The organism is Klebsiella sp. 10-1 (genome assembly GCF_009758445.1).
Classification (GTDB): domain Bacteria; phylum Pseudomonadota; class Gammaproteobacteria; order Enterobacterales; family Enterobacteriaceae; genus Klebsiella; species Klebsiella scottii.
Window position 1 is genome coordinate 53,678 of sequence record NZ_WQRE01000001.1, and the last position, 22,095, is coordinate 75,772.

At 58.5% G+C, this 22,095-nt stretch carries 20 protein-coding genes; 14 read left to right on the forward strand and 6 right to left on the reverse strand.

The genetic code is table 11. From position 1 onward, the window contains the following. Positions 1–276: 276 nt before the first annotated feature. The 3 genes from iraP (at position 277) to psiF (ending at position 2,467) form a co-directional block, all read left to right on the forward strand. Positions 277–537, forward strand: coding sequence for an anti-adapter protein IraP (gene iraP / locus GO007_RS00245; RefSeq protein WP_095094280.1), 261 nt, complete (start codon positions 277–279; stop codon positions 535–537). An 87-nt stretch (positions 538–624) separates the two neighbouring features. Then, positions 625–2,055 carry an alkaline phosphatase gene (phoA, locus tag GO007_RS00250; RefSeq protein WP_157349053.1) on the forward strand — a complete coding sequence of 477 codons (1,431 nt, stop codon included), beginning with the start codon at positions 625–627 and terminating at the stop codon, positions 2,053–2,055. Positions 2,056–2,146: 91 nt separating this feature from the next. Then, the gene (gene psiF / locus GO007_RS00255; RefSeq protein ID WP_095094281.1) at positions 2,147–2,467 is read left to right on the forward strand and encodes a phosphate starvation-inducible protein PsiF; all 321 of its coding nucleotides are present in this window, start codon (positions 2,147–2,149) and stop codon (positions 2,465–2,467) included. A 44-nt stretch (positions 2,468–2,511) separates the two neighbouring features. Here psiF and proC read toward each other — a convergent pair whose 3' ends face one another. Beyond that, the gene (proC, locus tag GO007_RS00260) at positions 2,512–3,321 is read right to left on the reverse strand and encodes a pyrroline-5-carboxylate reductase (protein ID WP_095094283.1); all 810 of its coding nucleotides are present in this window, start codon (positions 3,319–3,321) and stop codon (positions 2,512–2,514) included. 116 nt (positions 3,322–3,437) lie between these two features. Between proC and GO007_RS00265 the strand changes: the two genes are divergently transcribed. After that, positions 3,438–3,890, forward strand: coding sequence for a YaiI/YqxD family protein (locus GO007_RS00265; protein ID WP_095094286.1), 453 nt, complete (start codon positions 3,438–3,440; stop codon positions 3,888–3,890). Between the two features lies 1 nt (position 3,891). Here GO007_RS00265 and GO007_RS00270 read toward each other — a convergent pair whose 3' ends face one another. Further along, positions 3,892–4,593: a DUF2076 domain-containing protein gene (locus GO007_RS00270; RefSeq protein ID WP_095094288.1), complete on the reverse strand. Its 702-nt coding sequence runs from the start codon at positions 4,591–4,593 to the stop codon at positions 3,892–3,894. 335 nt (positions 4,594–4,928) lie between these two features. On the opposite strand from GO007_RS00270, the gene aroL reads away from it, so the two are divergent. The 4 genes from aroL to ppnP all read left to right on the forward strand — a co-directional run bounded on the left by aroL (position 4,929) and on the right by ppnP (position 7,224). Continuing rightward, positions 4,929–5,459 (forward strand): shikimate kinase AroL, encoded by a 531-nt coding sequence (gene aroL / locus GO007_RS00275; protein ID WP_095094290.1) that lies wholly within the window; start codon positions 4,929–4,931, stop codon positions 5,457–5,459. Positions 5,460–5,563: 104 nt separating this feature from the next. Next, positions 5,564–5,755: a YaiA family protein gene (locus GO007_RS00280; protein ID WP_095094292.1), complete on the forward strand. Its 192-nt coding sequence runs from the start codon at positions 5,564–5,566 to the stop codon at positions 5,753–5,755. Positions 5,756–6,094: 339 nt separating this feature from the next. Beyond that, a complete protein-coding gene (locus GO007_RS00285; RefSeq protein ID WP_095094293.1) occupies positions 6,095–6,772 on the forward strand; it encodes an AroM family protein in 678 nt (225 codons plus the stop codon). A gap of 167 nt (positions 6,773–6,939) precedes the next feature. Beyond that, positions 6,940–7,224, forward strand: coding sequence for a pyrimidine/purine nucleoside phosphorylase (gene ppnP / locus GO007_RS00290; RefSeq protein ID WP_095094295.1), 285 nt, complete (start codon positions 6,940–6,942; stop codon positions 7,222–7,224). An 81-nt stretch (positions 7,225–7,305) separates the two neighbouring features. On the opposite strand, the gene rdgC is transcribed toward ppnP, so the two are convergent. Next, positions 7,306–8,217, reverse strand: coding sequence for a recombination-associated protein RdgC (rdgC, locus tag GO007_RS00295; RefSeq protein ID WP_095097903.1), 912 nt, complete (start codon positions 8,215–8,217; stop codon positions 7,306–7,308). A gap of 91 nt (positions 8,218–8,308) precedes the next feature. Here rdgC and mak point away from each other — a divergent pair, with 91 nt between their 5' ends. Beyond that, positions 8,309–9,214, forward strand: a complete 906-nt coding sequence (mak, locus tag GO007_RS00300; protein ID WP_189339807.1) for a fructokinase — start codon at positions 8,309–8,311, stop codon at positions 9,212–9,214. A gap of 69 nt (positions 9,215–9,283) precedes the next feature. Here mak and sbcC read toward each other — a convergent pair whose 3' ends face one another. After that, on the reverse strand, positions 9,284–12,418 hold the full coding sequence (gene sbcC / locus GO007_RS00305) for an exonuclease subunit SbcC (protein ID WP_095094298.1): 3,135 nt from the start codon (positions 12,416–12,418) through the stop codon (positions 9,284–9,286). Beyond that, positions 12,415–13,617 carry an exonuclease subunit SbcD gene (gene sbcD / locus GO007_RS00310; RefSeq protein WP_095094300.1) on the reverse strand — a complete coding sequence of 401 codons (1,203 nt, stop codon included), beginning with the start codon at positions 13,615–13,617 and terminating at the stop codon, positions 12,415–12,417. The genes sbcC and sbcD overlap by 4 nt, the downstream gene beginning before the upstream one ends. A gap of 182 nt (positions 13,618–13,799) precedes the next feature. Between sbcD and phoB the strand changes: the two genes are divergently transcribed. The 5 genes from phoB (at position 13,800) to malZ (ending at position 21,018) form a co-directional block, all read left to right on the forward strand. Continuing rightward, on the forward strand, positions 13,800–14,489 hold the full coding sequence (phoB, locus tag GO007_RS00315) for a phosphate response regulator transcription factor PhoB (protein ID WP_095094302.1): 690 nt from the start codon (positions 13,800–13,802) through the stop codon (positions 14,487–14,489). A gap of 21 nt (positions 14,490–14,510) precedes the next feature. Continuing rightward, positions 14,511–15,806, forward strand: a complete 1,296-nt coding sequence (gene phoR / locus GO007_RS00320) for a phosphate regulon sensor histidine kinase PhoR (RefSeq protein WP_095094304.1) — start codon at positions 14,511–14,513, stop codon at positions 15,804–15,806. Between the two features lie 409 nt (positions 15,807–16,215). Continuing rightward, positions 16,216–17,535, forward strand: coding sequence for a branched-chain amino acid transporter carrier protein BrnQ (gene brnQ, locus GO007_RS00325; RefSeq protein ID WP_095094306.1), 1,320 nt, complete (start codon positions 16,216–16,218; stop codon positions 17,533–17,535). A 123-nt stretch (positions 17,536–17,658) separates the two neighbouring features. After that, positions 17,659–19,032, forward strand: a complete 1,374-nt coding sequence (gene proY / locus GO007_RS00330) for a proline-specific permease ProY (protein ID WP_095094308.1) — start codon at positions 17,659–17,661, stop codon at positions 19,030–19,032. Positions 19,033–19,194: 162 nt separating this feature from the next. After that, the gene (gene malZ, locus GO007_RS00335; RefSeq protein ID WP_095094310.1) at positions 19,195–21,018 is read left to right on the forward strand and encodes a maltodextrin glucosidase; all 1,824 of its coding nucleotides are present in this window, start codon (positions 19,195–19,197) and stop codon (positions 21,016–21,018) included. Here malZ and GO007_RS00340 read toward each other — a convergent pair. Beyond that, positions 21,009–21,911: a LysR substrate-binding domain-containing protein gene (locus GO007_RS00340; RefSeq protein ID WP_095097906.1), complete on the reverse strand. Its 903-nt coding sequence runs from the start codon at positions 21,909–21,911 to the stop codon at positions 21,009–21,011. The genes malZ and GO007_RS00340 overlap by 10 nt on opposite strands. Between the last annotated feature and the right edge of the window lie 184 nt (positions 21,912–22,095).

The following is a 22,095-nucleotide window of genomic DNA, read 5'->3' on the forward strand; positions in this document are numbered from 1 at the left end:
GAGGTGCCGCCAGGTTTACCGCCTTTCGGCATCCGGAATTATTGCCGGGCCCGCTGAATAGCAATATTCTTTTTAACTCTTATCTATTAAATTTAGTTATGAAGATTATTACGCCGGTATTCGCGGTATTCCTCATGCCAAATAAGTAATGAGCAAAACGTTTCGCTTAATATTGATGGCGGTAAGTAATCATTTTAAAAAAATAATTCTGGTATCCGACGGCTAATGTATGACATAAATAGCAACTCAACTGACCTCGCCTAAGGATAAAGCGTTGTGAAGAATCTCATTGCCGAGCTACTGGTAAATCTGGCACAAAAGGAAGAGGAAACAAAGGAGCTGACGGTGCAGGTTGAGGCGCTGGAAGTGGTGGTGACGGCGCTGCTAAGGCATATGGCGCAGGACGCGCAGCAGGCGTTAATTCACGACATTGAACAGGCTATAGAGCAGGCCAGCCCGGGCCCGCTGGTCGATGAGCGCGATACCCAGCGGTTGCAGCAATATATAAAAAAGCTGTTGCGGCATCCTCGTAGCTAGCGCCAGTGACAAGGTATGGATGCTGTCATTTTACTGTCACATCGCTTTTATAAAGTCTCCCACGTTTTGTTTTTTAAGTATTTTTACATGGAGACGACAAAAGTGAAATTAAGCGCCCTCTTTATTGCCCTGCTGCCTCTGCTGGCTTCCCCGGTTATTCATGCTGATACCCCGTCCGCCCCGGCTCTGGATAATCGCGCCGCCCAGGGAGATATCACAACTCCCGGCGGCGCTCGTCGTTTAAGCGGCGACCAAACTGCCGCTTTGCAGGCCTCATTAATCAACAAACCTGCGAAAAATATTATTTTGCTGATTGGTGACGGAATGGGGGATTCAGAAATTACCGCCGCCCGCAATTACGCCGAAGGCGCAGGCGGCTTCTTCAAAGGTATTGATGCGCTGCCGTTGACCGGCCAGTACACCCATTATTCTCTGGATAAGAAAACCGGCAAGCCGGATTATGTGACCGATTCCGCCGCGTCCGCGACGGCCTGGACCACCGGCGTAAAAAGCTATAACGGCGCGCTGGGTGTCGATATCCACGAAAAAGATCACCAGACCATCCTTGAGCTGGCGAAAGCCGCCGGCTTTGCTACCGGCAACGTCTCTACCGCCGAACTGCAGGACGCCACCCCAGCCGCGCTGGTGGCGCACGTGACTTCACGTAAATGCTACGGTCCCAGCGTCACCAGCGAAAAATGTCCGGCCAACGCGCTGGAAAAAGGCGGCAAGGGTTCGATTACCGAGCAGCTGCTGAACGCCCGCGCCGACGTAACGCTAGGCGGCGGGGCTAAAACGTTCGCCGAAACCGCCACCGCCGGTGAATGGCAGGGCAAAACGCTGCATGACCAGGCGGTCGCTCGCGGCTACCAGATTGTCACCGACGCCACTTCGCTGGCCGCGGTCGGCGAAGCCAACCAGGGCAAACCGCTGCTGGGGCTGTTTTCTGACGGTAATATGCCGGTACGCTGGGAAGGGCCTAAAGCCTCCCTGCACGGCAATATCGACAAGCCGGCGGTGACCTGCACGCCGAACGCGAAGCGTGACGCCTCGGTGCCGACGCTGGCGCAGATGACGGAAAAAGCCATCAGCCTGCTGAGCAGCAATGAGAAGGGCTTCTTCCTGCAGGTTGAAGGGGCCTCCATCGACAAACAGGATCACGCGGCGAACCCGTGCGGCCAGATTGGCGAAACCGTCGATCTTGACGAAGCGGTGCAAAAAGCGCTGGAGTTCGCCAAAAAAGATGGCAACACCCTGGTGGTGGTGACCGCCGATCACGCGCATTCCAGCCAGATTATCCCCGCTGATTCGAAAGCGCCGGGCCTGACTCAGGCGCTGACCACGAAAGACGGTTCGGTGATGGTGATGAGCTACGGTAACTCCGAGGGAGAGTCGATGGAGCATACCGGTACGCAGCTGCGTATCGCCGCCTACGGCCCGCATGCCGCGAACGTAGTGGGCTTAACCGATCAAACCGATCTGTTCTACACCATGAAAGCTGCCCTGGGTCTGAATTAAGCCCGTGCCGGCGGCGAATTTCTGCCGCCGGCTGGTTTTTTTCCCGTCAGCGACCAGACTTACAGAGATTGACTCACAGAAGGATGGTGCGATGAAAATAACATTACTGGTAGCCCTGTTGTTTGGTTTGGTCTTTGCCACAGCGGTAAGTGCCGCGGAAAAAACGCCGACTCCCCAGCAGCAAAAAATGACGGTCTGTAACAAAGATGCGTCGGCAAAATCGCTGAAAGGGGATGAGCGCAAAGCGTTTATGAGCAGCTGTCTGAAGAAAGATGCGCCGGCTCAGGAGAGTAAAGGGTTAACGCCTCAGCAGCAAAAAATGGGCGAATGTAACGGCCAGGCGACCCAGCAGTCGCTGAAAGGGGACGACCGTAAGAAATTTATGAGCGCCTGCCTGAAAAAACAGGGGTAGTGGAAACGGGTGAGGCCAGGCCTCACCCGCGATTATTCCTGGCTTCAGGAGCGGCTGAGCTTCTCTGATTTTTCCATGCATTTCACCATCGCTTCGATCACCGCTGAACGGAAACCTTTCTCTTCCAGCACCCTAACCGCCTCGATAGTGGTTCCGCCCGGCGAGCACACCATATCCTTCAGCGCACCAGGATGCTCTCCGCTTTCCAGCACCATTTTAGCCGAGCCCATCACCGCCTGGGCGGCAAACTTATAGGCCTGGGCCCGCGGCATTCCGCCGAGGACGGCGGCATCAGCCATCGCTTCAATAAACATAAATACGTAGGCCGGCGCGGAGCCGCTGACGCCGACCACCGGATGGATCATCGGCTCCGCGATAATCTCAGCCTGACCAAAGCAGCGGAAAATAGTCAGAATTTCAGCGGTTTCTTCGCTGGTGACCAGCGCGTTAGGCGTGACCGAGGTCATCCCCGCGTTGACCAGAGACGGCGTGTTCGGCATGGCGCGGACGATTTTGCGATCGTGTCCCAGCGCGCGCGCGAGCTGATCGAGGGTGACGCCCGCAGCGATGGAGACCACCAGAGAATCTTTGTTCAGGCTGGAGGCGACGTCGCTCAGCACTTTAACCATAATCCCCGGCTTCACCGCGCCGAACACGATATCCGCGACCTGCGCAACGTCCTGGGCGCTCTCCGCCGCATTGATCCCGTACTGGTCGCGTAGGGCCGCCACTTTTTCCGGCGACGGGGTGTAGACCCAAATTTGTCCCGGCTGTACCTGCCCGCTGGCGATCAGGCCGCCGAGAATGGCCTTACCCATATTACCGCAGCCGATAAAGCCAATTTTCTTCTCCATCACCCTTCTCCTGTGCTTATTTTGTCGTGAGCTATCTAGCTTATCACTCCGGAGCTTTCCCGGGGGACAAAAGCAGGTGACAATAATAGCTCCCTTTTCCGTCAACAGGAGCTGGAATGCATATTTGGGTTGATGCGGACGCGTGTCCAAACGTGATTAAAGAAATTTTGTTTCGTGCCGCCGAGCGCACGCAAACGCCGATGACGCTGGTGGCAAACCAGGCGCTGCGGGTACCGCCGTCGCGCGTTATTCGTACCCTACGCGTACCGCAGGGCTTTGATGTGGCCGATAATGAAATCGTTCGCCTGTGTGAGCCGGGCGATCTGGTGATTACCGCCGATATTCCGCTGGCCGCCGAAGTGCTGACCAAAGGCGGCGTGGCGCTCAATCCGCGCGGCGAGCGCTACAGCGAGGCCACCATTCGCGAGCGCCTGACGATGCGTGATTTTATGGAGACGATGCGGGCCAGCGGCGTGCAAACCGGCGGCCCGGATACCTTATCGCAGCGCGACCGTCAGCAGTTTGCCGCCGCGCTGGAGAAGTGGCTTTCAGAGACTAAGGATAGGTAGCTTAAACCCAGCTATCGTCATCGCTGCCGATGTCGTCATCGCCGAAACCGGCGTCGAAGTCGGAGCTGTAGGTACTGTTATCCGCAAGGAACTGATTGTCGTCCTGGCGGAAGAGATCGTCCGACGCGCTGCTATCCGCCGCCTGCGTGAGGTCAGCCTGCGGCTTCTCTTCAATGATATTGACGATCTCCTGCGGATGCGATCCGCTGAACATATTGGTCAGCATGTTGCCGAGCACCACGCCTCCCGCTACGCCTGCGGCGGTCTGGAGCGCGCCGGCCATAAAGCCGCCGCCGCGAGCCGCCTGAGGAGCATAGTTCTGCGGCTGCATTTGCGGGGCATACTGCGGCTGCGCGCTGGCCTGCGGCCGACCGTACTGCTCCGCGCCCGGAATAGGGTCGGAACCACGCGACTGCGACTGGCCGCCGCCGAACAGGCCGGAGAGAAATCCGCCGCTGCTCGGTTTTGCCGCCTGCAGCTGCGTCACCTGGCTTTCCAGCGACTGGATACGATCGTTGAGCTGCTTAATCGCCGCTTCCTGAATGAGGATCGTTTGCGCCATGTAGTAGGGGGCGGCCGGCTGCTCCTTGATGTGCTGCGCAATCCGCTCCTCGGCGCTGGCATCGCGCGATGCGCTCTGCGTCCCGGCCTCTTTTAGTCGGGAAAACAGCCCATCAATAAGGCGTTGTTCTTCAGATTGCATGATACATTCCTCTGTCACACTGATAAATTACGGTCAGAGTGCGTCTGAACTGACCATGTTGTAAATATGTTGCAGCGTAAAGCTTTGCATAAATGTGTTACCGTTTACGCCAGCCAGCGGCTAAAAAATAATCCCTAAGTAGCGGTAAATCTGGCGCAACATTTAATGCAATGATAAGTTTACATGCCAAATCCCTTTGCTCTCTATGATGAAAGGGAATATCTGATTATTTGTAACGTTTATTTTACGATTATCGTGACGCCGCTTTGCAGGTATCATTGCTTACTTTTCGTATTCATTTTCCCGCAAAATGCGGAACCAGAGGGTCTTCGGTAATGACACAGCCAATCTATCTCATCGGTCCGCGTGGCTGCGGTAAAACGACGATCGGCCACGCGCTGGCACGGGCGCGTAATTACCAGTTTACCGATACCGATCATGCCCTGCAGGCGCATGAGCAGCGTACGGTCGCGACGATCGTCGAGCAGGAGGGCTGGGATCGCTTCCGCGAGCTGGAGTCGCAGGCGCTAAAAGCGGTCACCCAGCCGGGAACGGTTATTGCCACCGGTGGTGGCATTGTGCTGATCGAAGAGAACCGTCAGTTTATGCGCGAAAACGGCGTGGTGATCTATCTCCAGGCCTCGGTATCAGCCCTGATTGACCGCCTTGAAGCGTATCCGAAAACCGAACAGCGCCCGACCCTGACCGGCAAACCGATCCGCGATGAAGTTGGCGAAGTGCTGGCACAAAGGGAGGCGCTGTACCGGGCTACCGCGCACCATATCATTGATGCGACCGCCGCGCCGGATGAGGTGGTCGGGCAGATTGTGGCGACGCTGCAGAGCGCCTGTACGGTCGCTAATTAATCCTTCAGGCTGGCGGATAACGGAGCGAGTTAGGACTTTACCTACGGTAAACAGAGCGCGGGTATCTATACTTTATAGCTCGTACGCTAAAAGAGGGAAGAGCTATGCCAGACCGACCGCCATATCCGCGAGAAGCGCGCGTCGTCGCCGTTGAGAAAGGTCAGAAGGGCCAGACTGAGACCTGGTACCAGCTGCGCGCCGATTATCCCACCCCCGATTCACTGATTAGCGAACATCCTGTCGAGAGCGAAGCGCTGGACGCCAAACGGCGCTATGAGGACCCTGATAAATCGTAACCCTCCTTCTGCGCTGCTGCCTGTCAGTGAAACCGCTGGCAGGTTTTTTTGACTCCGCTCACTACGTCGCTCTCCGCTGATTAGCGGATCTGCGCGGCGACCTGCTTGCTCAGTCAGGGGGTAAAACAGGATGTCCGTCACATTTTTAATTCATCACGCGTACTAATGAATACCTAAGGTGCGGATTTTTCAGGAGAGCTCCTGACTCATCCGGAATCTTTACACTCTACTGGAGCGCTAAGCTGCTACGCTTCTGGACGGTTGATTTTTAGCCACCAGGGGGGCGGATATTATGCGGTAAGCCTGTGCTGAAGGTGTGGAAGTGAAAAGGTAGATGATATGAGTACGACGATGGCCATTTTAACCGTTGGCGTGGTGCCGGTGGCGGAAGTCCTGCCGCTTTTAACCGAACATATCAGGGAAGAGCAGATCACGCATATTAGCCTGTTAGGTAAAATGACGCGCGAAGAGGTTATGGAGGATTATGCCGTTGACCCCGACGACGAGCGCCTGCTTACCTTACTGAATGACAACCGCATGGCCGAGGTCTCGCGGTGGAAGATTGAACGTGATTTAAAGCACCTTATCGCGGTGCTCGACCGGCAAGAATATGACGTCATCCTGCTGTTGAGCTCCGACATGCTCAGCGGCTTTACGGCGCACAACGCTATCCTGCTGGAGCCACAGCGAATTATTCCGCCGCTGGTGGCGTCGATTGTCGACGGTCATCAGGTGGGAGTCATCGTTCCCGTCGCGGACGCTCTGCCATTGCAGCAGCAAAAATGGCTCTCGCTGAACAGCGCGCCGTACTACGCGCTGGCGAATCCGGTTAGCGGCGGCGATAGCGATTTGCTCGATGCCGGAAGGGCGCTGCTGGAACAGGGGGCCGACGTGCTGGTGCTGGACTGCCTCGGCTACCATCAGCACCATCGGGACGTGCTGCAAAAAGCGCTGGACGTGCCGGTTCTGCTCTCCAATGTGCTGGTTTCGCGGCTGGCGGCAGAACTTTTGGTTTAAGCCGTTTTGCGGCTGCCGGCGCTCCGGCGCACCCTGACCGGTAGGCAAACGCGGTCGCCGCGGCCATCCCGCGTCACAGGATGGGCATTACGCGTTAATTTTACGTGACAGAAACGAGGAGCGCCCCCTATATTGAGGTTTCAACAAAAGATCATAAGGGCTTGTTTATGCTTCAAAGTAATGAATACTTCGATGGAAAAGTGAAATCGATTGGTTTCACCAGTAGCAGTACGGGCCGCGCGAGCGTGGGCGTGATGGCGGAAGGTGAATATACCTTTGGAACCGCACAGCCGGAAGAGATGACCGTGGTCAGCGGTGCGCTGAACGTTCTGCTGCCTGGGGAAACCGAGTGGAAAGTGTATGCCGCCGGTGAAGTATTCAACGTTCCGGGCAGCAGCGAGTTCCATCTGCAGGTTGCTGAGCCAACGTCCTATCTGTGCCGCTATCTGTAATTCAGATTCTGCCATCCTGCCGCAGCGCGGCAGGATGAAGATCCGCTTAATCGATTGATTCTGCGGATGTCATTCAGCTGATTAGCGCTGGGCTTCTCCGCCCAGGCCTTCCACCAGATTCTGAATCAGCGCGGCCAGTTCGCCGGTCATCAGAATAAAGTCGGCATCAAAGCGCTGGGCAAAATCTTCCCGATCGATATCTTCGTTCTGATCGCGCAGTTCGTCACAGAACTTCAGGCGCTTGATTGATCCATCGTCGCACATCAGGAACTGAATACGCTGCTGCCAGTCGAGCGCCAGCTTGGTGACGACTTTCCCGGCTTCAATGTGCACGGCAATTTCGTCGCTGACCAGATCCTGCTTCTTCGCGCGGATCACGCCGCCGTCTTCCAGCATGGCCTTCAGCTCGGCCTCATCCAGCAGCTGGAAGCCTTGCGCCACGGTGCCGGAGCGCACCCATTCGGTGAGCGTCAGCTCGATCGGGTTTTCCAGCGCCAGCGGAACAACCGGCAGCGATCCTAAGGTTTTGCGCAGCAGGGCCAGCGTATCTTCCGCTTTTTTGGCGCTGGCGCAGTCCACCATGATCAGGCCGTTGACGGTGTCGATCCACATCATGGTCTGGCTGAAGCGGCTGAAAGCGCGCGGCAGCAGCGAGTGCAGCACTTCGTCTTTCAGCGAATCTTTTTCGGTTTTCTTCAGCTTACGGCCCTGTTCGGCTTCCAGCTTGAAGATCTTCGCTTCCAGCGCCTGTTTGATCACCGGCGACGGCAGGATCTTTTCTTCTTTACGCGCGCAGATAACGATCTGGCCGTTTGTCGTGTGCGTCAGCGCATCGCTGTGCGATCCCATCGGCGATACCCAACCGGTTTTCGCCATATCCTGGCTACCACAAGGAGTAAACGTCAGCTCGGCCAGCTGTTTTTCCATCTCCTCGGCACGCAGGGAAATGTCGCGGCTGAGACGGTAAACCATTAAATTTTTGAACCACAGCATGATAATTTCCACGGCTTTGTCGTTAAATCCAGCGGGCATGATAGCGAATTGTCGCTATGCTTGCATTGTTAATCGGGGAGAGGAGCTTACAGTGCGTATTGGTATTGATTTAGGCGGCACGAAAACGGAAGTCATTGCCCTGAGCGATAAGGGAGAGCAGCTATTTCGCCACCGTTTGCCGACTCCGCGGGATGATTACCGGCAAACGATAGAGAATATTGCCACCCTGGTCGATATGGCAGAGCAGGCGACCGGAGAGCGCGGCAGCGTTGGAATGGGGATCCCCGGTTCGATTTCGCCGTATACCGGCGTGGTAAAAAATGCCAATTCCACCTGGCTCAACGGCCAGCCGTTTGATAAAGACCTGAGCCAGAGGCTGAATCGCGAAGTGCGGCTGGCGAATGATGCCAACTGTCTGGCGGTTTCGGAAGCGGTGGACGGCGCCGCGGCGGGCGCTCAGACCGTATTTGCGGTCATTATCGGCACCGGCTGCGGCGCCGGAGTAGCGTTTAACGGTCGTTCGCACATTGGCGGCAACGGCGCCGCCGGCGAGTGGGGACATAACCCGCTGCCGTGGATGGACGAGGATGAGCTGCGCTATCGCGCGGAGGTTCCGTGCTACTGCGCAAAGCAGGGATGTATCGAAACCTTTATCTCCGGCACCGGCTTTGCCACCGACTATCGGCGACTGGGCGGTCAGCCGTTAAAAGGCAGTGAGATCGTGCAGCGCGTTAGCGAGCAGGACCCGCTGGCGGAACTGGCGCTGAGCCGCTATGAGATGCGGCTGGCGAAGTCGTTGGCTCATGTGGTGAATATCCTCGACCCGGACGTGATCGTGCTCGGCGGCGGAATGAGCAACGTCGAGCGCCTGTACCAGACGGTGCCCGCGCTGGTTAAACCGTGGGTGTTTGGCGGCGAGTGCGAAACGCCGATCCGCAAAGCGCTGCACGGTGATTCCAGCGGCGTGCGCGGCGCGGCCTGGCTGTGGCCGCTGTAGACGGCTGAGGAGAGGCTCGTCGTCCCGGTCTCCCGGCGGCGCCGCGCTGCCGGGAAGCCGGGTGGACCTTTACTCCACCGCGTAGGCCTTATCGAGACGGCTGTATCCCAGCCCGTTGATTTTCTTCACCTTGATCTGCACAGGGATGCGCTCTTTCATCGCTTCGACGTGGCTAATCACGCCGATCGCCTTACCGCTGGCGTTGAGGGCATCCAGCGCATCCAGCGCGGTATCCAGCGTTTCGCTATCGAGAGTGCCGAACCCTTCGTCAAGGAACAGCGAATCAATGCGCGTTTTATGACTCACCAGATCGGATAGCGCCAGCGCCAGCGCAAGGCTGACGAGGAAGCTTTCGCCGCCGGAGAGGGTGCGGGTATCGCGCACCGCATCTGCCTGCCAGGTATCGACCACCTCCAGCTCCAGCGCTTCGCTGGCTTTTCGCTGCAGCTGATAGCGGCCGTGCAGGCGGTTGAGCTGATGGTTCGCCAGCCAGACAAGGTTATCCAGCGTCAGCCCCTGGGCAAATTTACGGAATTTATCGCCTTCTTTGGAGCCAATTAGCGAATTGAGCCACGCCCAGTCCTCCAGCTGCCGCGCGGCGAGCGCGATCTCCTGCTGCAGCGCCTGCTGGCGCTGCTGATTCTCGGCATTCTGCTTCAGCTGCTGGCGGATCTCCCCCTGACGGGCGCTATTTTCCCGCAGCAGCAGGGCCAGCTGCCGCAAGCGGGCCTCAATCTCTTCTACCGGCTGGGTGATGTCGGCATCCGCCGGCGGCTGCTGCCGATGCTGCGCCAGCGCTTCGCGGGCCCGCAGGGCGAGCGCGCTATTTTGCTGGAGCGTATTTTCCAGCGTTTGCCTGAACTGCTCCAGGCGCTGACGGGTCTCCTCATCGAGCAGGGCGTCGAGAAACGCCTGCTGGTCGGCAAACGGGCTGGCGGCGAGGGCGGCGGCGAACTGGCCCTGCGTTTCTGTCAGCAGCCGCAGCTGCTGGCTCTCCTGCTGGCCAAGAGTGCGCCACTGGCTCTGCAGCGCCAGGCAGTCGTCGTGCACCTGGCGCCAGCCCTCAAGCGGCGCGGGCGCTACCGCCTCTTCCGTCTCCGGCAGCGTCTCCAGCAGGGGGATCAGCTGCTGCAGGCGCTCCTGCAGGGTGACGGATTCATCGTGTTTGGCCTGCCAGCTGCGGGTTTCCTCCTCGCGCTGGGCCAGCCAGACCGCCGCCTGTTCAGCCTCCGGTGCGCTGAGGGTAAACGCCGCGAGCTCGCCGTTCAGGGCGCTATGACGCTGCGTCAGCTCCTGGCGCAGCTGCTGTAGCTGCAGCTCGCACTCCTGCTGCTGGGTCTGCCAGGCCAGCCGCTGCTGATGCTGATACAGCTGCTGCTCCAGCTCCTGCTGGGCCTCCAGCCAGCCGGAAATATCCTCCTCTGGCTGCAGGTCAATGCGCAGTTCGCCGGTGACGGCCTGCCACTGAGAGGTAAGCGCTTGCTCCTGCTGGAGCAGCGATTCTCGCTCCTCTTTTTGTTTAAGTTGTTGTTTCAACAGCGCATCCAGCTCGCCGCGCAGCTGGGCGCCTTCTTCCGCCAGCTGTTTAACCTCGCGCTCCAGGGCTTCGCGGCGGGCCTGATTAACGCCGGGCGTCAGCGCCCGATATTCGGCGACTGCCGGGTGTTCGCAGGAGCCGCAGAGCGGGCAAGGCGCGCCGGGCTGCAGGCGCGCGCGCTCCTCTTCCAGTCCGGCAATCCGCGCTTCCAGCTCGCAAATGGCTTTTACATCGCTGAACTGCTGGTTTTTATCTTTATAAGCCTGGCGCCGCTGGGTCAGCGTCGTTTCCAGCTTCTCCCGCTCCTCGCGGCCGGCCTGCTCTGTCGCCTGCAGCTGGCTGAGGCGCTGGCGCAGGGGCAGCAGACGGCTGTGCAGGGCTGCCAGCTGCTGACGCTGCGGGCGGGCGGCGGCGTGGCGGGCAAGGTCGTCGCGAACCCGATCGGCATCCAGCGCCAGCGTCGCCGGCGGCAGTTCGCCGAGCCGACGGCGGGTTTCCGCCAGCCGCTGCTCCAGCCCGGCCTGCTGCTGCGCGTCGCGCGCCTGCTGCTGGAACGCCGCCCGCCAGCCTGCCAGGGCATTGCCCCACTGACGATAGCGGTCGTTGGCCTGCAGCCATTCGGCGAGCGACTGGTGGGTCTGCTGCAGCTGGCTCGTTTGCTGTCGCGCCGCGAGACGAATACCTGCCCGCAGACGCAGCCGTTCGTGTAAGCGAGTATTTACTTCTTCCACCTGGCGGCGGGTCTGCGCCAGCGCGGCGGCCTGCTCCTGCTGTCGGGTCCACAGCGGACGCAGCTGGTCGGCAGGCTGGGCCTGCTCCAGCGCCGCAAGCTGCGGCCGGGCCTGCTCCAGCGCCTGCTGCGCCTCGCGCAGTCGCGCCTCGGTCTGGATCTGGTCGCGGCTTAGCTCCTGCTGGCGCAGCAGCCATTGCCGCGTATTTTGCTCGCGGGCCTGCTCGGCGAGCCGCTGCTGTTCTTCAGCAGTAAGTACTTGCAAACTTTGCTGCAGCACCTGCTGCTGCTCATCGCTTAACAGCACAACGCCGGAGGCCTGGGCCTGCAGTTTTTCCAGCTCGCTGCGGGCGAGCTTGTGCTTTTCAAACACCTGGGCGGAGATCTGACCGTAAATTTCGGTGCCGGTGAGCTCTTCCAGCAGCTCCGCGCGCTCTTTGGGTTTGGCGTTAAGAAAGGCGGCGAACTGGCCCTGGGAGAGGAGCATCGAGCGGGTAAAGCGGCCGTAATCGAGGCCGGTGAGCGAGGCGGTCATCTCCAGCTTGTCTTTGACTTTGTCGGCAAGGATTTGCCCATCGTCGCAGCGGGCCAGCTCGACACGGGGCGCCTGCAGGTTGCCGTCGGGCTGGTTGCGCGCGCGGTTCTGGCTCCAGAAGGCGCGGTAGGCGGTGCCTTTTACCTCAAATTCAACTTCTGCCAGGCATTCGGCGGTATTGCGGGTCATCAGATCGTTTTGCGATTGCGACACGCTGCTCAGGCGCGGCGTTTCGTGGTACAGCGCGAGGCAGATAGCGTCCAGCAGCGTCGTTTTTCCGGCGCCCGTCGGCCCGACGATCGCAAACAGCCCGTTGCTGGCGAACGGTTCGGCGGTGAAGTCGATTTTCCACTCGCCTTTCAATGAGTTAAGGTTTTTCAGGCGCAGACTCAGAATTTTCACAGGTGCTCCTCACCGTTCAGGCTGTGCAGCGTTTCGTTAAACAGCTGTTCGAGGCGCTGCTGCTGCTGCTCTTCGAGACTCTCCAGGGCCAGGCGACGGGCAAAAACGTCCTCAACCCGCAGTTCGCTGAGGGTTTCCCGCCGCTCTCCGGCCAGGATGCGCTCGCGCTGGGCGCGGCTGCGGCGCACCAGCAGCACTTCGACCGGCAGCTCTTCGCAGCGGGTCTGAATCTGGCGCTGAATATCGTGCAGGTATTCGTCGCTGGTGATTTCAATATCCAGCCAGGTGGCGGGCAGCCCCGCGCTATCCTGCCACTGGTCAAGCTGTTCGCTGATGCTGGCAAAATCGCCTTTTAGCACCGCCAGCGGCTGGACTATCGGCACCGTCAGCGGGCTAACGTCCGTCAGGCGGCCGTCGGTAAAGGTCACCAGATTGACGCTTTTATTTTTCCCGGTCTCATCAAAGCTCAGGGAGATTGGTGAACCGCTGTAGCGTATATGCTCGCAGCCGCCGACGATCTGCGCCCGGTGGATATGACCCAGCGCGATATAGTCTGCAGGAGGGAAATGGCTGGCCGGGAAGGCATCGAGGGTGCCGATATAGATCTCGCGCACCGCATCGCTTTTGCTGGCGCCGACGGTGGTCAGGTGGCCGCTGGCGATAATCGGCAGCGTTCGGTCGCCGCGCAGGGCGCAGGCCTGCTGGTACTGCTGCTGATAATAGTCGCTGATGGCGGTGAGCAGCAGCTGCTGCTTTTCACCGCTGGAGTGCCCGGCCTGGCTGGTGACCAGCTCGCGCGGGCGCAGGAAGGGGACCGGGCAGAATATTGCGCCCGGCGCGCCGTCGCGCAGCGGCAGAACGAAGGGAGCGTGGCCGGCGTTAGCCACGACCGTGGTTTTTAAAAAGGCCAGGATGTCGCGCGATTCATTCAGCGTGGCGACCGAATCATGGTTGCCCGCCAGCACCACCAGCCGACAGCCGGTTTGCTGAAGCTGAACCACGAAGTGGTTATACAGCTCGCGGGCGTAGCTCGGCGGCGAGCCGGTATCAAAGATATCGCCGGCGACAATAATGGCATCGACCTCGTGCTCCTGCGCGCTGGCCAGCAGCCAGTCGAGAAAGGCCGCATGCTCAGCGGCGCGGCTTTTGCTGTAAAAGTTTTGCCCGAGATGCCAGTCAGAGGTGTGAATGATGCGCATAAATATTCCGTAGCCTAAGAGCGTTGCCGCCATTATACCATCGACGGAAGGGGAGTTAAGTGCGTGTCACAATTCAAAATCCTCGATCGTCATACGGCCATTTTTTTTCATAAATCTGTCACAAAACTGACGCATAATGGCGCCGCACTCTATACTGATGGCTAAAAAATACAGGGTAAATAATGGCGAGAAGAATTCTGGTCGTTGAAGATGAAGCTCCAATCCGCGAAATGGTCTGCTTTGTTCTGGAGCAAAACGGCTTTCAGCCCGTCGAGGCGGAAGATTATGACAGCGCGGTGAACCAACTCAATGAACCCTGGCCTGATCTGATTCTCCTTGACTGGATGCTGCCAGGCGGATCGGGTCTGCAGTTTATTAAACTGCTCAAGCGTGAGGCGATGACCCGCGATATTCCGGTGGTCATGCTAACCGCTCGCGGCGAAGAGGAAGATCGCGTTCGTGGCCTGGAGACCGGCGCCGATGATTACATCACCAAGCCTTTCTCGCCGAAAGAGCTGGTGGCGCGAATCAAAGCCGTGATGCGGCGAATCTCACCGATGGCGGTGGAAGAGGTGATTGAAATGCAGGGGCTGAGTCTCGATCCTTCCTCCCATCGCGTGATGACCGGTGAAAACCCGCTGGACATGGGGCCGACCGAGTTTAAGTTATTACACTTCTTTATGACCCACCCGGAACGCGTATACAGCCGCGAGCAGCTGCTGAATCACGTCTGGGGGACCAACGTGTATGTAGAAGACCGAACGGTAGACGTGCATATTCGCCGTCTGCGTAAAGCGCTGGAACAGAGTGGCCATGACCGGATGGTACAAACGGTTCGCGGCACGGGATATCGTTTCTCCGCCCGTTTCTGAATGTCGACAGGAGTGTGAACCGTGCTGGAACGGCTGTCATGGAAAAGGCTGGCGCTTGAGCTTTTCTTATGTTGTATCCCGGCCCTGATTCTCGGGGCGGTATTTGGTCATTTGCCGTGGTTTTTACTGGCGGCGGTGACCGGACTTCTTATCTGGCATTTCTGGAATTTGTTACGCCTCTCATGGTGGCTGTGGGTGGACCGCAGCATGACGCCACCGCCGGGAAGCGGCAGCTGGGAACCGCTGCTGTACGGCCTCCACCAGATGCAGATGCGTAATAAAAAACGCCGACGCGAGCTGGGCAGCCTGATCAAACGCTTTCGCAGCGGGGCGGAATCGCTGCCCGATGCGGTGGTGCTGACCACGGAGGAGGGGGCGATCTTCTGGTGTAACGGCCTTGCACAGCAGATCCTCAATCTGCGCTGGCCGGACGATAGCGGACAAAACATCCTTAACCTCCTGCGCTACCCTGAATTTGCCAACTACCTAAAAAACAAGGATTTCAGTAAACCGCTCAATCTGATCCTTAATAACTCCCGTCATCTGGAAATTCGCGTGATGCCCTACAGCGACAAGCAGATGCTGATGGTGGCGCGCGACGTGACGCAGATGCACCAGCTTGAAGGGGCGCGGCGCAACTTTTTTGCTAACGTCAGCCACGAGCTGCGCACGCCGCTAACGGTGCTGCAGGGGTATCTGGAGATGATGCAGGAGCAGGTGCTGGAAGGGGTGACGCGGGAAAAAGCCCTGCATACCATGCGTGAGCAAACCCAGCGTATGGAGGGGTTAGTTAAACAGCTGCTGACGCTATCGCGCATTGAGGCGGCCCCGGTTCTGGCGATGAACGACAAAATCGACGTACCGATGATGCTGCGGGTTGTCGAGCGGGAGGCGCAAACTCTCAGCCAGAAAAAGCATACGCTGCACTTTGTGGTCGATGAGTCGCTGCAGGTTCTCGGTAATGATGAGCAGCTGCGCAGCGCGATCTCGAATCTGGTGTATAACGCGATCAACCATACTCCGGAGGGCACGGAGATTACCGTCAGCTGGCAGAAAGCGCCGCACGGCGCGCTGTTTAGCGTTGAGGATAACGGCCCGGGGATTGCGCCCGAGCACATTCCGCGGCTCACCGAGCGCTTCTATCGCGTGGATAAAGCGCGCTCGCGGCAAACCGGAGGCAGCGGTCTGGGGCTGGCGATCGTGAAACATGCGGTTAATCATCACGACAGCCGGCTGGATATTGAGAGCACGCCCGGCAAGGGAACGCGGTTTAGCTTCCTGCTGCCGGAACGTTTGATTGCCAAAAAAAGCGACTAACCGCCGCTCTGTCAACATAACTTGTCAATGACCAGCTTAGGCTGGTCATTTTCGTTTGCAGTCAATTTTCAGCTGCGTAATTAACGAACGTCCGCTGCTTTTTTGTTCGCATGATTAGCCATATGTTTTCCTTCATCATGGTTAATAAAGCCAGGTATTAATGCAGACTTAGCATAATCATCTGCTTTTACGATCCCGCCTTGCTTTAAAACGTTATAAGCGTTTAAATTGCGCCCCATGCAGTCGTAGACAGACTGTTTTTGCGTGGTAATTCAAAAAACAATTCTTTCCCACGCCGCTTCGGGAGCATATCTCGCTGAGTTTCCGGCAATAGCCGCTGTATCATCCCTAAGGGAAGGCACGGTATTTTTCCGTTTAACACCACCACATCCACAGGCAGTATGAATTTATGACCCATCAGTTAAAATCTCGCGACATCATAGCGTTGGGCTTTATGACCTTCGCGCTGTTCGTCGGTGCAGGCAACATCATCTTCCCCCCAATGGTTGGTTTACAGGCTGGTGAACACGTCTGGACCGCCGCTATCGGCTTTCTGATCACCGCCGTGGGTTTACCGGTGCTGACGGTCGTGGCGCTGGCGAAAGTCGGCGGCGGCGTTGAAAGCCTGAGCACCCCGATTGGTAAAGTGGCGGGGATCCTGCTGGCCGTGGTCTGCTATCTGGCGGTGGGGCCGCTGTTCGCGACTCCGCGTACCGCGACGGTCTCCTTTGAGGTGGGTATTGCCCCGCTGACCGGCGATGGCGCGATGCCGCTGATGATTTACAGCGTCATCTATTTTGCCTTGGTGATCCTCGTTTCGTTATATCCCGGCAAGCTGCTGGATACCGTCGGGAACTTCCTCGCGCCGCTGAAAATCATTGCGCTGATTATTCTCTCCGTCGCGGCGATTATTTGGCCCGCCGGCCCGATCAGCAACGCGCTGGAAGCCTACCGCACCGCGCCGTTCTCAAACGGCTTCGTCAACGGCTATCTGACTATGGATACCCTCGGCGCGATGGTCTTCGGGATCGTGATTGTTAACGCCGCGCGCTCTCGCGGCGTCAGCGAAGCGCGCCTGCTGACCCGCTATACCGTGTGGGCTGGCCTGATGGCGGGCGTCGGCCTGACGTTACTGTATCTGGCGTTGTTCCGCCTCGGCTCCGACAGCGCGACCCTGGTCGATCAGTCGGCTAACGGCGCGGCCATTCTGCACTCGTATGTCCAGCACACCTTTGGCGGCGCGGGGAGCTTTATGCTGGCGGCGCTGATTTTCATTGCCTGCCTGGTTACCGCGGTTGGCCTGACCTGCGCCTGCGCGGAGTTTTTCGCCCAGTACCTGCCGCTCTCCTACCGCTCGCTGGTGTTTATTCTCGGCATCTTCTCGATGGCGGTCTCCAACCTGGGGCTGAGCCACCTGATTCAGATTTCGATCCCGGTGCTGACGGCTATCTATCCGCCGTGTATCGCACTGGTGGTATTAAGCTTTACCCGCAACTGGTGGCATAATTCGTCCCGCGTTATTGCGCCGGCCATGTTTATCAGCCTGATGTTTGGTATTATTGACGGCATTAAAACGTCGGCGTTTGCCGATATGCTGCCAGCGTGGACCGCGCGTCTGCCTTTGGCAGAGCAGGGGCTGGCCTGGCTGATGCCGACCGCCGTGATGGTGGTTCTGGCGGTGGTCTGGGATCGCGCCGTAGGGCGTCAGGTGACATCCAGCGCGCACTAGCCGGCGTTTAAAATCAGTGTTAAACCACGGGACTTCAGGTCCCGTGGTTTTTTGTTTTTCAGGTAATCCTCTTTTGATCTTCGTCCGGCGAAGGCTAAAGGAGAAAAAACGGCATGGAATACGATGGAAAGTAGTAACAAACTTAAGCGCGGGCTAAGTACTCGGCATATCCGCTTTATGGCGCTGGGTTCGGCAATTGGCACCGGTCTGTTCTATGGTTCGGCAGATGCGATTAAGATGGCCGGCCCGAGCGTGCTGCTGGCCTATATTATAGGCGGCGTGGCGGCGTACATTATTATGCGCGCGCTGGGCGAGATGTCGGTGCATAACCCCGCCGCCAGCTCATTTTCACGCTATGCGCAGGACTACCTCGGCCCGCTGGCGGGCTATATCACCGGCTGGACCTACTGCTTTGAAATCCTGATTGTTGCCATCGCCGACGTGACGGCCTTCGGCATCTATATGGGCGTCTGGTTCCCGACGGTCCCGCACTGGATCTGGGTGCTTAGCGTGGTGCTGATTATCTGCGCCGTCAACCTGATGAGCGTGAAGGTGTTTGGCGAGCTGGAGTTCTGGTTCTCCTTCTTTAAAGTCGCCACCATTATCATCATGATTCTGGCCGGTTTCGGCATCATTATCTGGGGGATCGGCAACGGCGGTCAGCCGACCGGCATCCATAATCTGTGGAGCAACGGCGGCTTCTTCAGCAACGGCTGGCTGGGGATGGTGATGTCGCTCCAGATGGTGATGTTCGCCTACGGCGGAATTGAAATCATCGGTATTACCGCCGGTGAAGCGGAAGACCCGGAGAAATCCATCCCGCGCGCCATTAACTCGGTCCCGATGCGTATTCTGGTGTTCTACGTGGGCACGCTGTTCGTGATTATGTCCATTTATCCGTGGAACCAGGTCGGGACTAACGGTAGCCCGTTCGTCTTAACCTTCCAGCATATGGGCATCGCTTTTGCCGCCAGCATCCTTAACTTCGTGGTGCTGACCGCCTCGCTTTCGGCCATCAACAGCGACGTATTCGGCGTCGGGCGCATGCTGCACGGCATGGCGGAGCAGGGCAGTGCGCCTAAAATGTTCGCCAAAACGTCGCGCCGCGGCGTGCCGTGGGTGACGGTGATGGTGATGACCATCGCGCTGCTGTTCGCGGTCTACCTGAACTACATCATGCCGGAAAACGTCTTCCTGGTGATCGCCTCCCTGGCGACCTTTGCGACGGTGTGGGTGTGGATTATGATCCTGCTGTCGCAGATTGCCTTCCGCCGTCGTCTGCCGCCGGAAGAGGCCAAAGCGCTGAAGTTTAAAGTGCCGGGCGGCGTGGCGACCACGGCGGTGGGCCTGGCGTTCCTCGTCTTTATCATTGCGCTGATTGGCTACCATCCGGATACGCGTATTTCCCTGTACGTCGGCTTTGCGTGGATAGCGCTGCTGCTGGTTGGCTGGAAGCTGAAAACCCGCCGTGACCGCCAGCTGGCGCAGGCGCGCTAAGCGGGCCGCTCTCCCGCCGGCTATGTTCGCGCTAGCCGGCGGGATATTTTCGCTTGAGCGATATCCTCCTCCGCTCTCCTCCCCCAATAATTCTGCCGATGATGAGTCATACGCATACGCGCTGTGGCAAGGTGTGCCCATTCTGTAAAGAGAGGAATAACGATGTTGAAGGCATGGCACCTGCCTGTTGCCCCGTTTATCAAGGAGCAGCAGGGACGACTCTTTATCACCCTGTGGGTCAGCGGCGATGAGTTGCCGCAGCGCGTTACGCTGCGCGCGGAAGAAGACAACGAAGAGCTTTCGCTGCCGATGCACCGTCTGCGCCAGGAGCCGCGGCCGGGCGTCGTCGCGTGGCGCGGAGAGATTAATCTTGCCAGCGGCCAGCCGCGTCGGCGCTATAGCTTCAAGCTGCTGTGGGCCGACCGGCAGCGCTGGTTTACCCCGCAGGGCTTTAACCGCTTCCCGCCGGCGCGGCTGGAGCAGTTTGCGGTCGATCTGCCGGACAGCGGCCCGCAGTGGGTTGCCGATCAGGTCTTTTATCAAATCTTTCCTGACCGCTTTGCGCGCAGCGAACCGCGCGCAGCCGATCAGGACCGGCCCTACCATCACCACGCTGCCGGACAGGATATTGTTCAGAAACAGTGGGATGAACCGTTAACCGGCGAGGCGGGCGGCTCAACCTTCTACGGCGGGGATCTGGACGGTATCAGCGAGAAGCTGCCGTATCTCAAGCAGCTCGGCGTCACGGCGCTGTACCTGAATCCGGTGTTTGTCGCGCCGAGCGTGCATAAATACGACACTGAAGATTATCGTCGCGTTGATCCGCAGTTCGGCGGTGACGCCGCGCTGCTGCGCCTGCGGCACAATACGCAGCGGGAAGGGATGCGCCTGATCCTCGACGGCGTTTTCAACCACACCGGAGATTCACACGTCTGGTTTGACCGCCACCAGCGCGGCAGCGGCGGCGCCTGCCACAGCACGGATTCACCGTGGCGCGACTGGTTCACCTTTTCCCCAGAGGGCGAAGCGCACAGCTGGCTGGGCTACGCCAGCCTGCCGAAGCTGGATTATCAATCCACCAGCCTGATCAATGAAATCTACGCCGGTGAAGACAGCATCGTGCGCCACTGGCTGAAAGCGCCGTGGAGCATGGACGGCTGGCGTCTGGACGTGGTGCATATGCTGGGGGAAGGCGGCGGGGCGCGTAATAACCTGCGCCATATCGCCGGTATAACCCAGGCGGCGAAGGAGACGCAGCCGGAATCCTTTGTTTTTGGAGAACATTTTGGCGACGCGCGCCAGTGGCTGCAGGCCGATGCCGAAGATGCGGCGATGAACTATCGCGGGTTTACCTTCCCGCTGTGGGGCTTCCTGGCGAATACCGATATCTCTTACGATCCGCAGAAGATAGATGCGCAAACCTGCGTGGCGTGGATGGATAACTACCGCGCCGGGCTGTCGCACCAGCAGCAGCTGCGGATGTTTAACCAGCTTGATAGCCACGATACGGCGCGCTTTAAGTCGCTGCTGGGTAAGGACGTCGCGCGTCTGCCGCTGGCGGTGGTCTGGCTGTTCTGCTGGCCGGGGGTGCCGTGCATTTACTACGGTGACGAAGTGGGCGTTGATGGCAATAACGATCCTTTCTGCCGCAAGCCCTTCCCGTGGGACCCGGCTTTGCAGGATGCGACGCTGCTGGGGCTGTATAAACGCATGGCGAAGCTGCGTAAGGCGAACCAGGCGCTGCGCTACGGCGGGTGTCAGGTGATTTATGCCGAAGAAAACGTGGTGGTGTTTGCCCGGGTTTATAAAAATCAGCGCGTGCTGGTGGCTATCAACCGCGGTGAAGCCTGTGAGGTGGTGGTTGAGGATTCACCGCTGCTGGACGTGGGCGAATGGCAGCTCAAAGAGGGCAGCGGCGCGCTGCACGACGGCGTGCTGACGCTTCCGGCCATCGCCGCCAGCGTGTGGTTCAGCCGTCAGGGATAAAGCTGGTGTAGAAACGGTTCTTCGAGAATGGCTTCCCGCCACCAGCGCTGGGCCAGGCCGTCGTTATCCGTGCGCCAGGCCATGTAGGCGATATCCTTTTCGCGAAAAGAGATCACGGTTTTCTCCACCAGCTCGCCGCTCGCCAGCCACGGCTGGGCGACGTGGCGGGGGAGAAAACCGCAGCCGAGTCCGGCCCGCAGCAGCGCCACTTTACTGGCAAAATCATCGACGCGAATTTGTGACTGCTCGGTCAGAAGGTTGCTGTTGAGCGGGTGACAGTAGCGGGCGCTATCGCTAATCACCACCGCGCGATGCAGGCTGAGCTGCTTGTTGGTCAGCGGCTGTACCGTTTCCGCCAGCGGGTGGCCGGGGGCGACAACAAATACGTTATCCAGCGTTCCGAGCATTTTCCACGACCATTCGGCGGAGGTTGGCGGTTCGTTAATCGCGCCAAGAATGATATCCGCCCCGTTGCGGGTCAGCTCTTCCCAGGCGCCCGCCAGCGTGTGGTGGGTAAAATTGAGGCGGGTTTGCGGATTTTGCGCGTAAAACGCGTCGATAAGCGGGAGCAAACGATCGAAAGGGAAGGAGGCATCCAGGGCGATGGCGAGATCCCGCTCCCAGCCGGCATTCAGCTGAACCGCCTGCTTTTCCAGATCCTTTGCCGCATTGAGCAGCAGCCGGCCCTTTTCCAGCACCATTGTACCGGTATCGGTAAACTTCGCCCGATGTCCGCTGCGATCCAGCAGGGTGATGCCGAGATCGCTTTCCAGCTTTTGGATCATGTAGCTCAGGGCGGCGGGCGTTTTATAGAGCGATTCCGCGGCGGTGGCGAAAGAGCCGTGGGTCTCCAGGGCATCGAGGATCAGCAGTACATCAAGATTCAGGCGCATCGGCGGCTTACCGGTCATAAATAATCCCTCTGTTTTACCGAAGCCGGATGCTCAATACCAGTGAATAATTTAGAACTCTTACCCGCAAATTTTTGATAAACATCATTATCACCCTATTCACTAATAGCGGGTTTTTTATTTATTGCCTTTTATTTTTAAAATAAGTCAGAAAAATTTCTTTAAT

Coding starts and splice junctions, on each gene's coding strand:
- phoA (WP_157349053.1), top strand. CDS start 625: ATGGAGACGACAAAAGTGAAATTAAGCGCCCTCTTTATTGCCCTGCTG.
- psiF (WP_095094281.1), top strand. CDS start 2,147: ATGAAAATAACATTACTGGTAGCCCTGTTGTTTGGTTTGGTCTTTGCC.
- proC (WP_095094283.1), bottom strand. CDS start 3,321: ATGGAGAAGAAAATTGGCTTTATCGGCTGCGGTAATATGGGTAAGGCC.
- GO007_RS00265 (WP_095094286.1), top strand. CDS start 3,438: ATGCATATTTGGGTTGATGCGGACGCGTGTCCAAACGTGATTAAAGAA.
- GO007_RS00270 (WP_095094288.1), bottom strand. CDS start 4,593: ATGCAATCTGAAGAACAACGCCTTATTGATGGGCTGTTTTCCCGACTA.
- aroL (WP_095094290.1), top strand. CDS start 4,929: ATGACACAGCCAATCTATCTCATCGGTCCGCGTGGCTGCGGTAAAACG.
- GO007_RS00280 (WP_095094292.1), top strand. CDS start 5,564: ATGCCAGACCGACCGCCATATCCGCGAGAAGCGCGCGTCGTCGCCGTT.
- GO007_RS00285 (WP_095094293.1), top strand. CDS start 6,095: ATGAGTACGACGATGGCCATTTTAACCGTTGGCGTGGTGCCGGTGGCG.
- ppnP (WP_095094295.1), top strand. CDS start 6,940: ATGCTTCAAAGTAATGAATACTTCGATGGAAAAGTGAAATCGATTGGT.
- rdgC (WP_095097903.1), bottom strand. CDS start 8,217: ATGCTGTGGTTCAAAAATTTAATGGTTTACCGTCTCAGCCGCGACATT.
- sbcD (WP_095094300.1), bottom strand. CDS start 13,617: ATGCGCATCATTCACACCTCTGACTGGCATCTCGGGCAAAACTTTTAC.
- phoB (WP_095094302.1), top strand. CDS start 13,800: ATGGCGAGAAGAATTCTGGTCGTTGAAGATGAAGCTCCAATCCGCGAA.
- brnQ (WP_095094306.1), top strand. CDS start 16,216: ATGACCCATCAGTTAAAATCTCGCGACATCATAGCGTTGGGCTTTATG.
- proY (WP_095094308.1), top strand. CDS start 17,659: ATGGAAAGTAGTAACAAACTTAAGCGCGGGCTAAGTACTCGGCATATC.
- malZ (WP_095094310.1), top strand. CDS start 19,195: ATGTTGAAGGCATGGCACCTGCCTGTTGCCCCGTTTATCAAGGAGCAG.
- GO007_RS00340 (WP_095097906.1), bottom strand. CDS start 21,911: ATGCGCCTGAATCTTGATGTACTGCTGATCCTCGATGCCCTGGAGACC.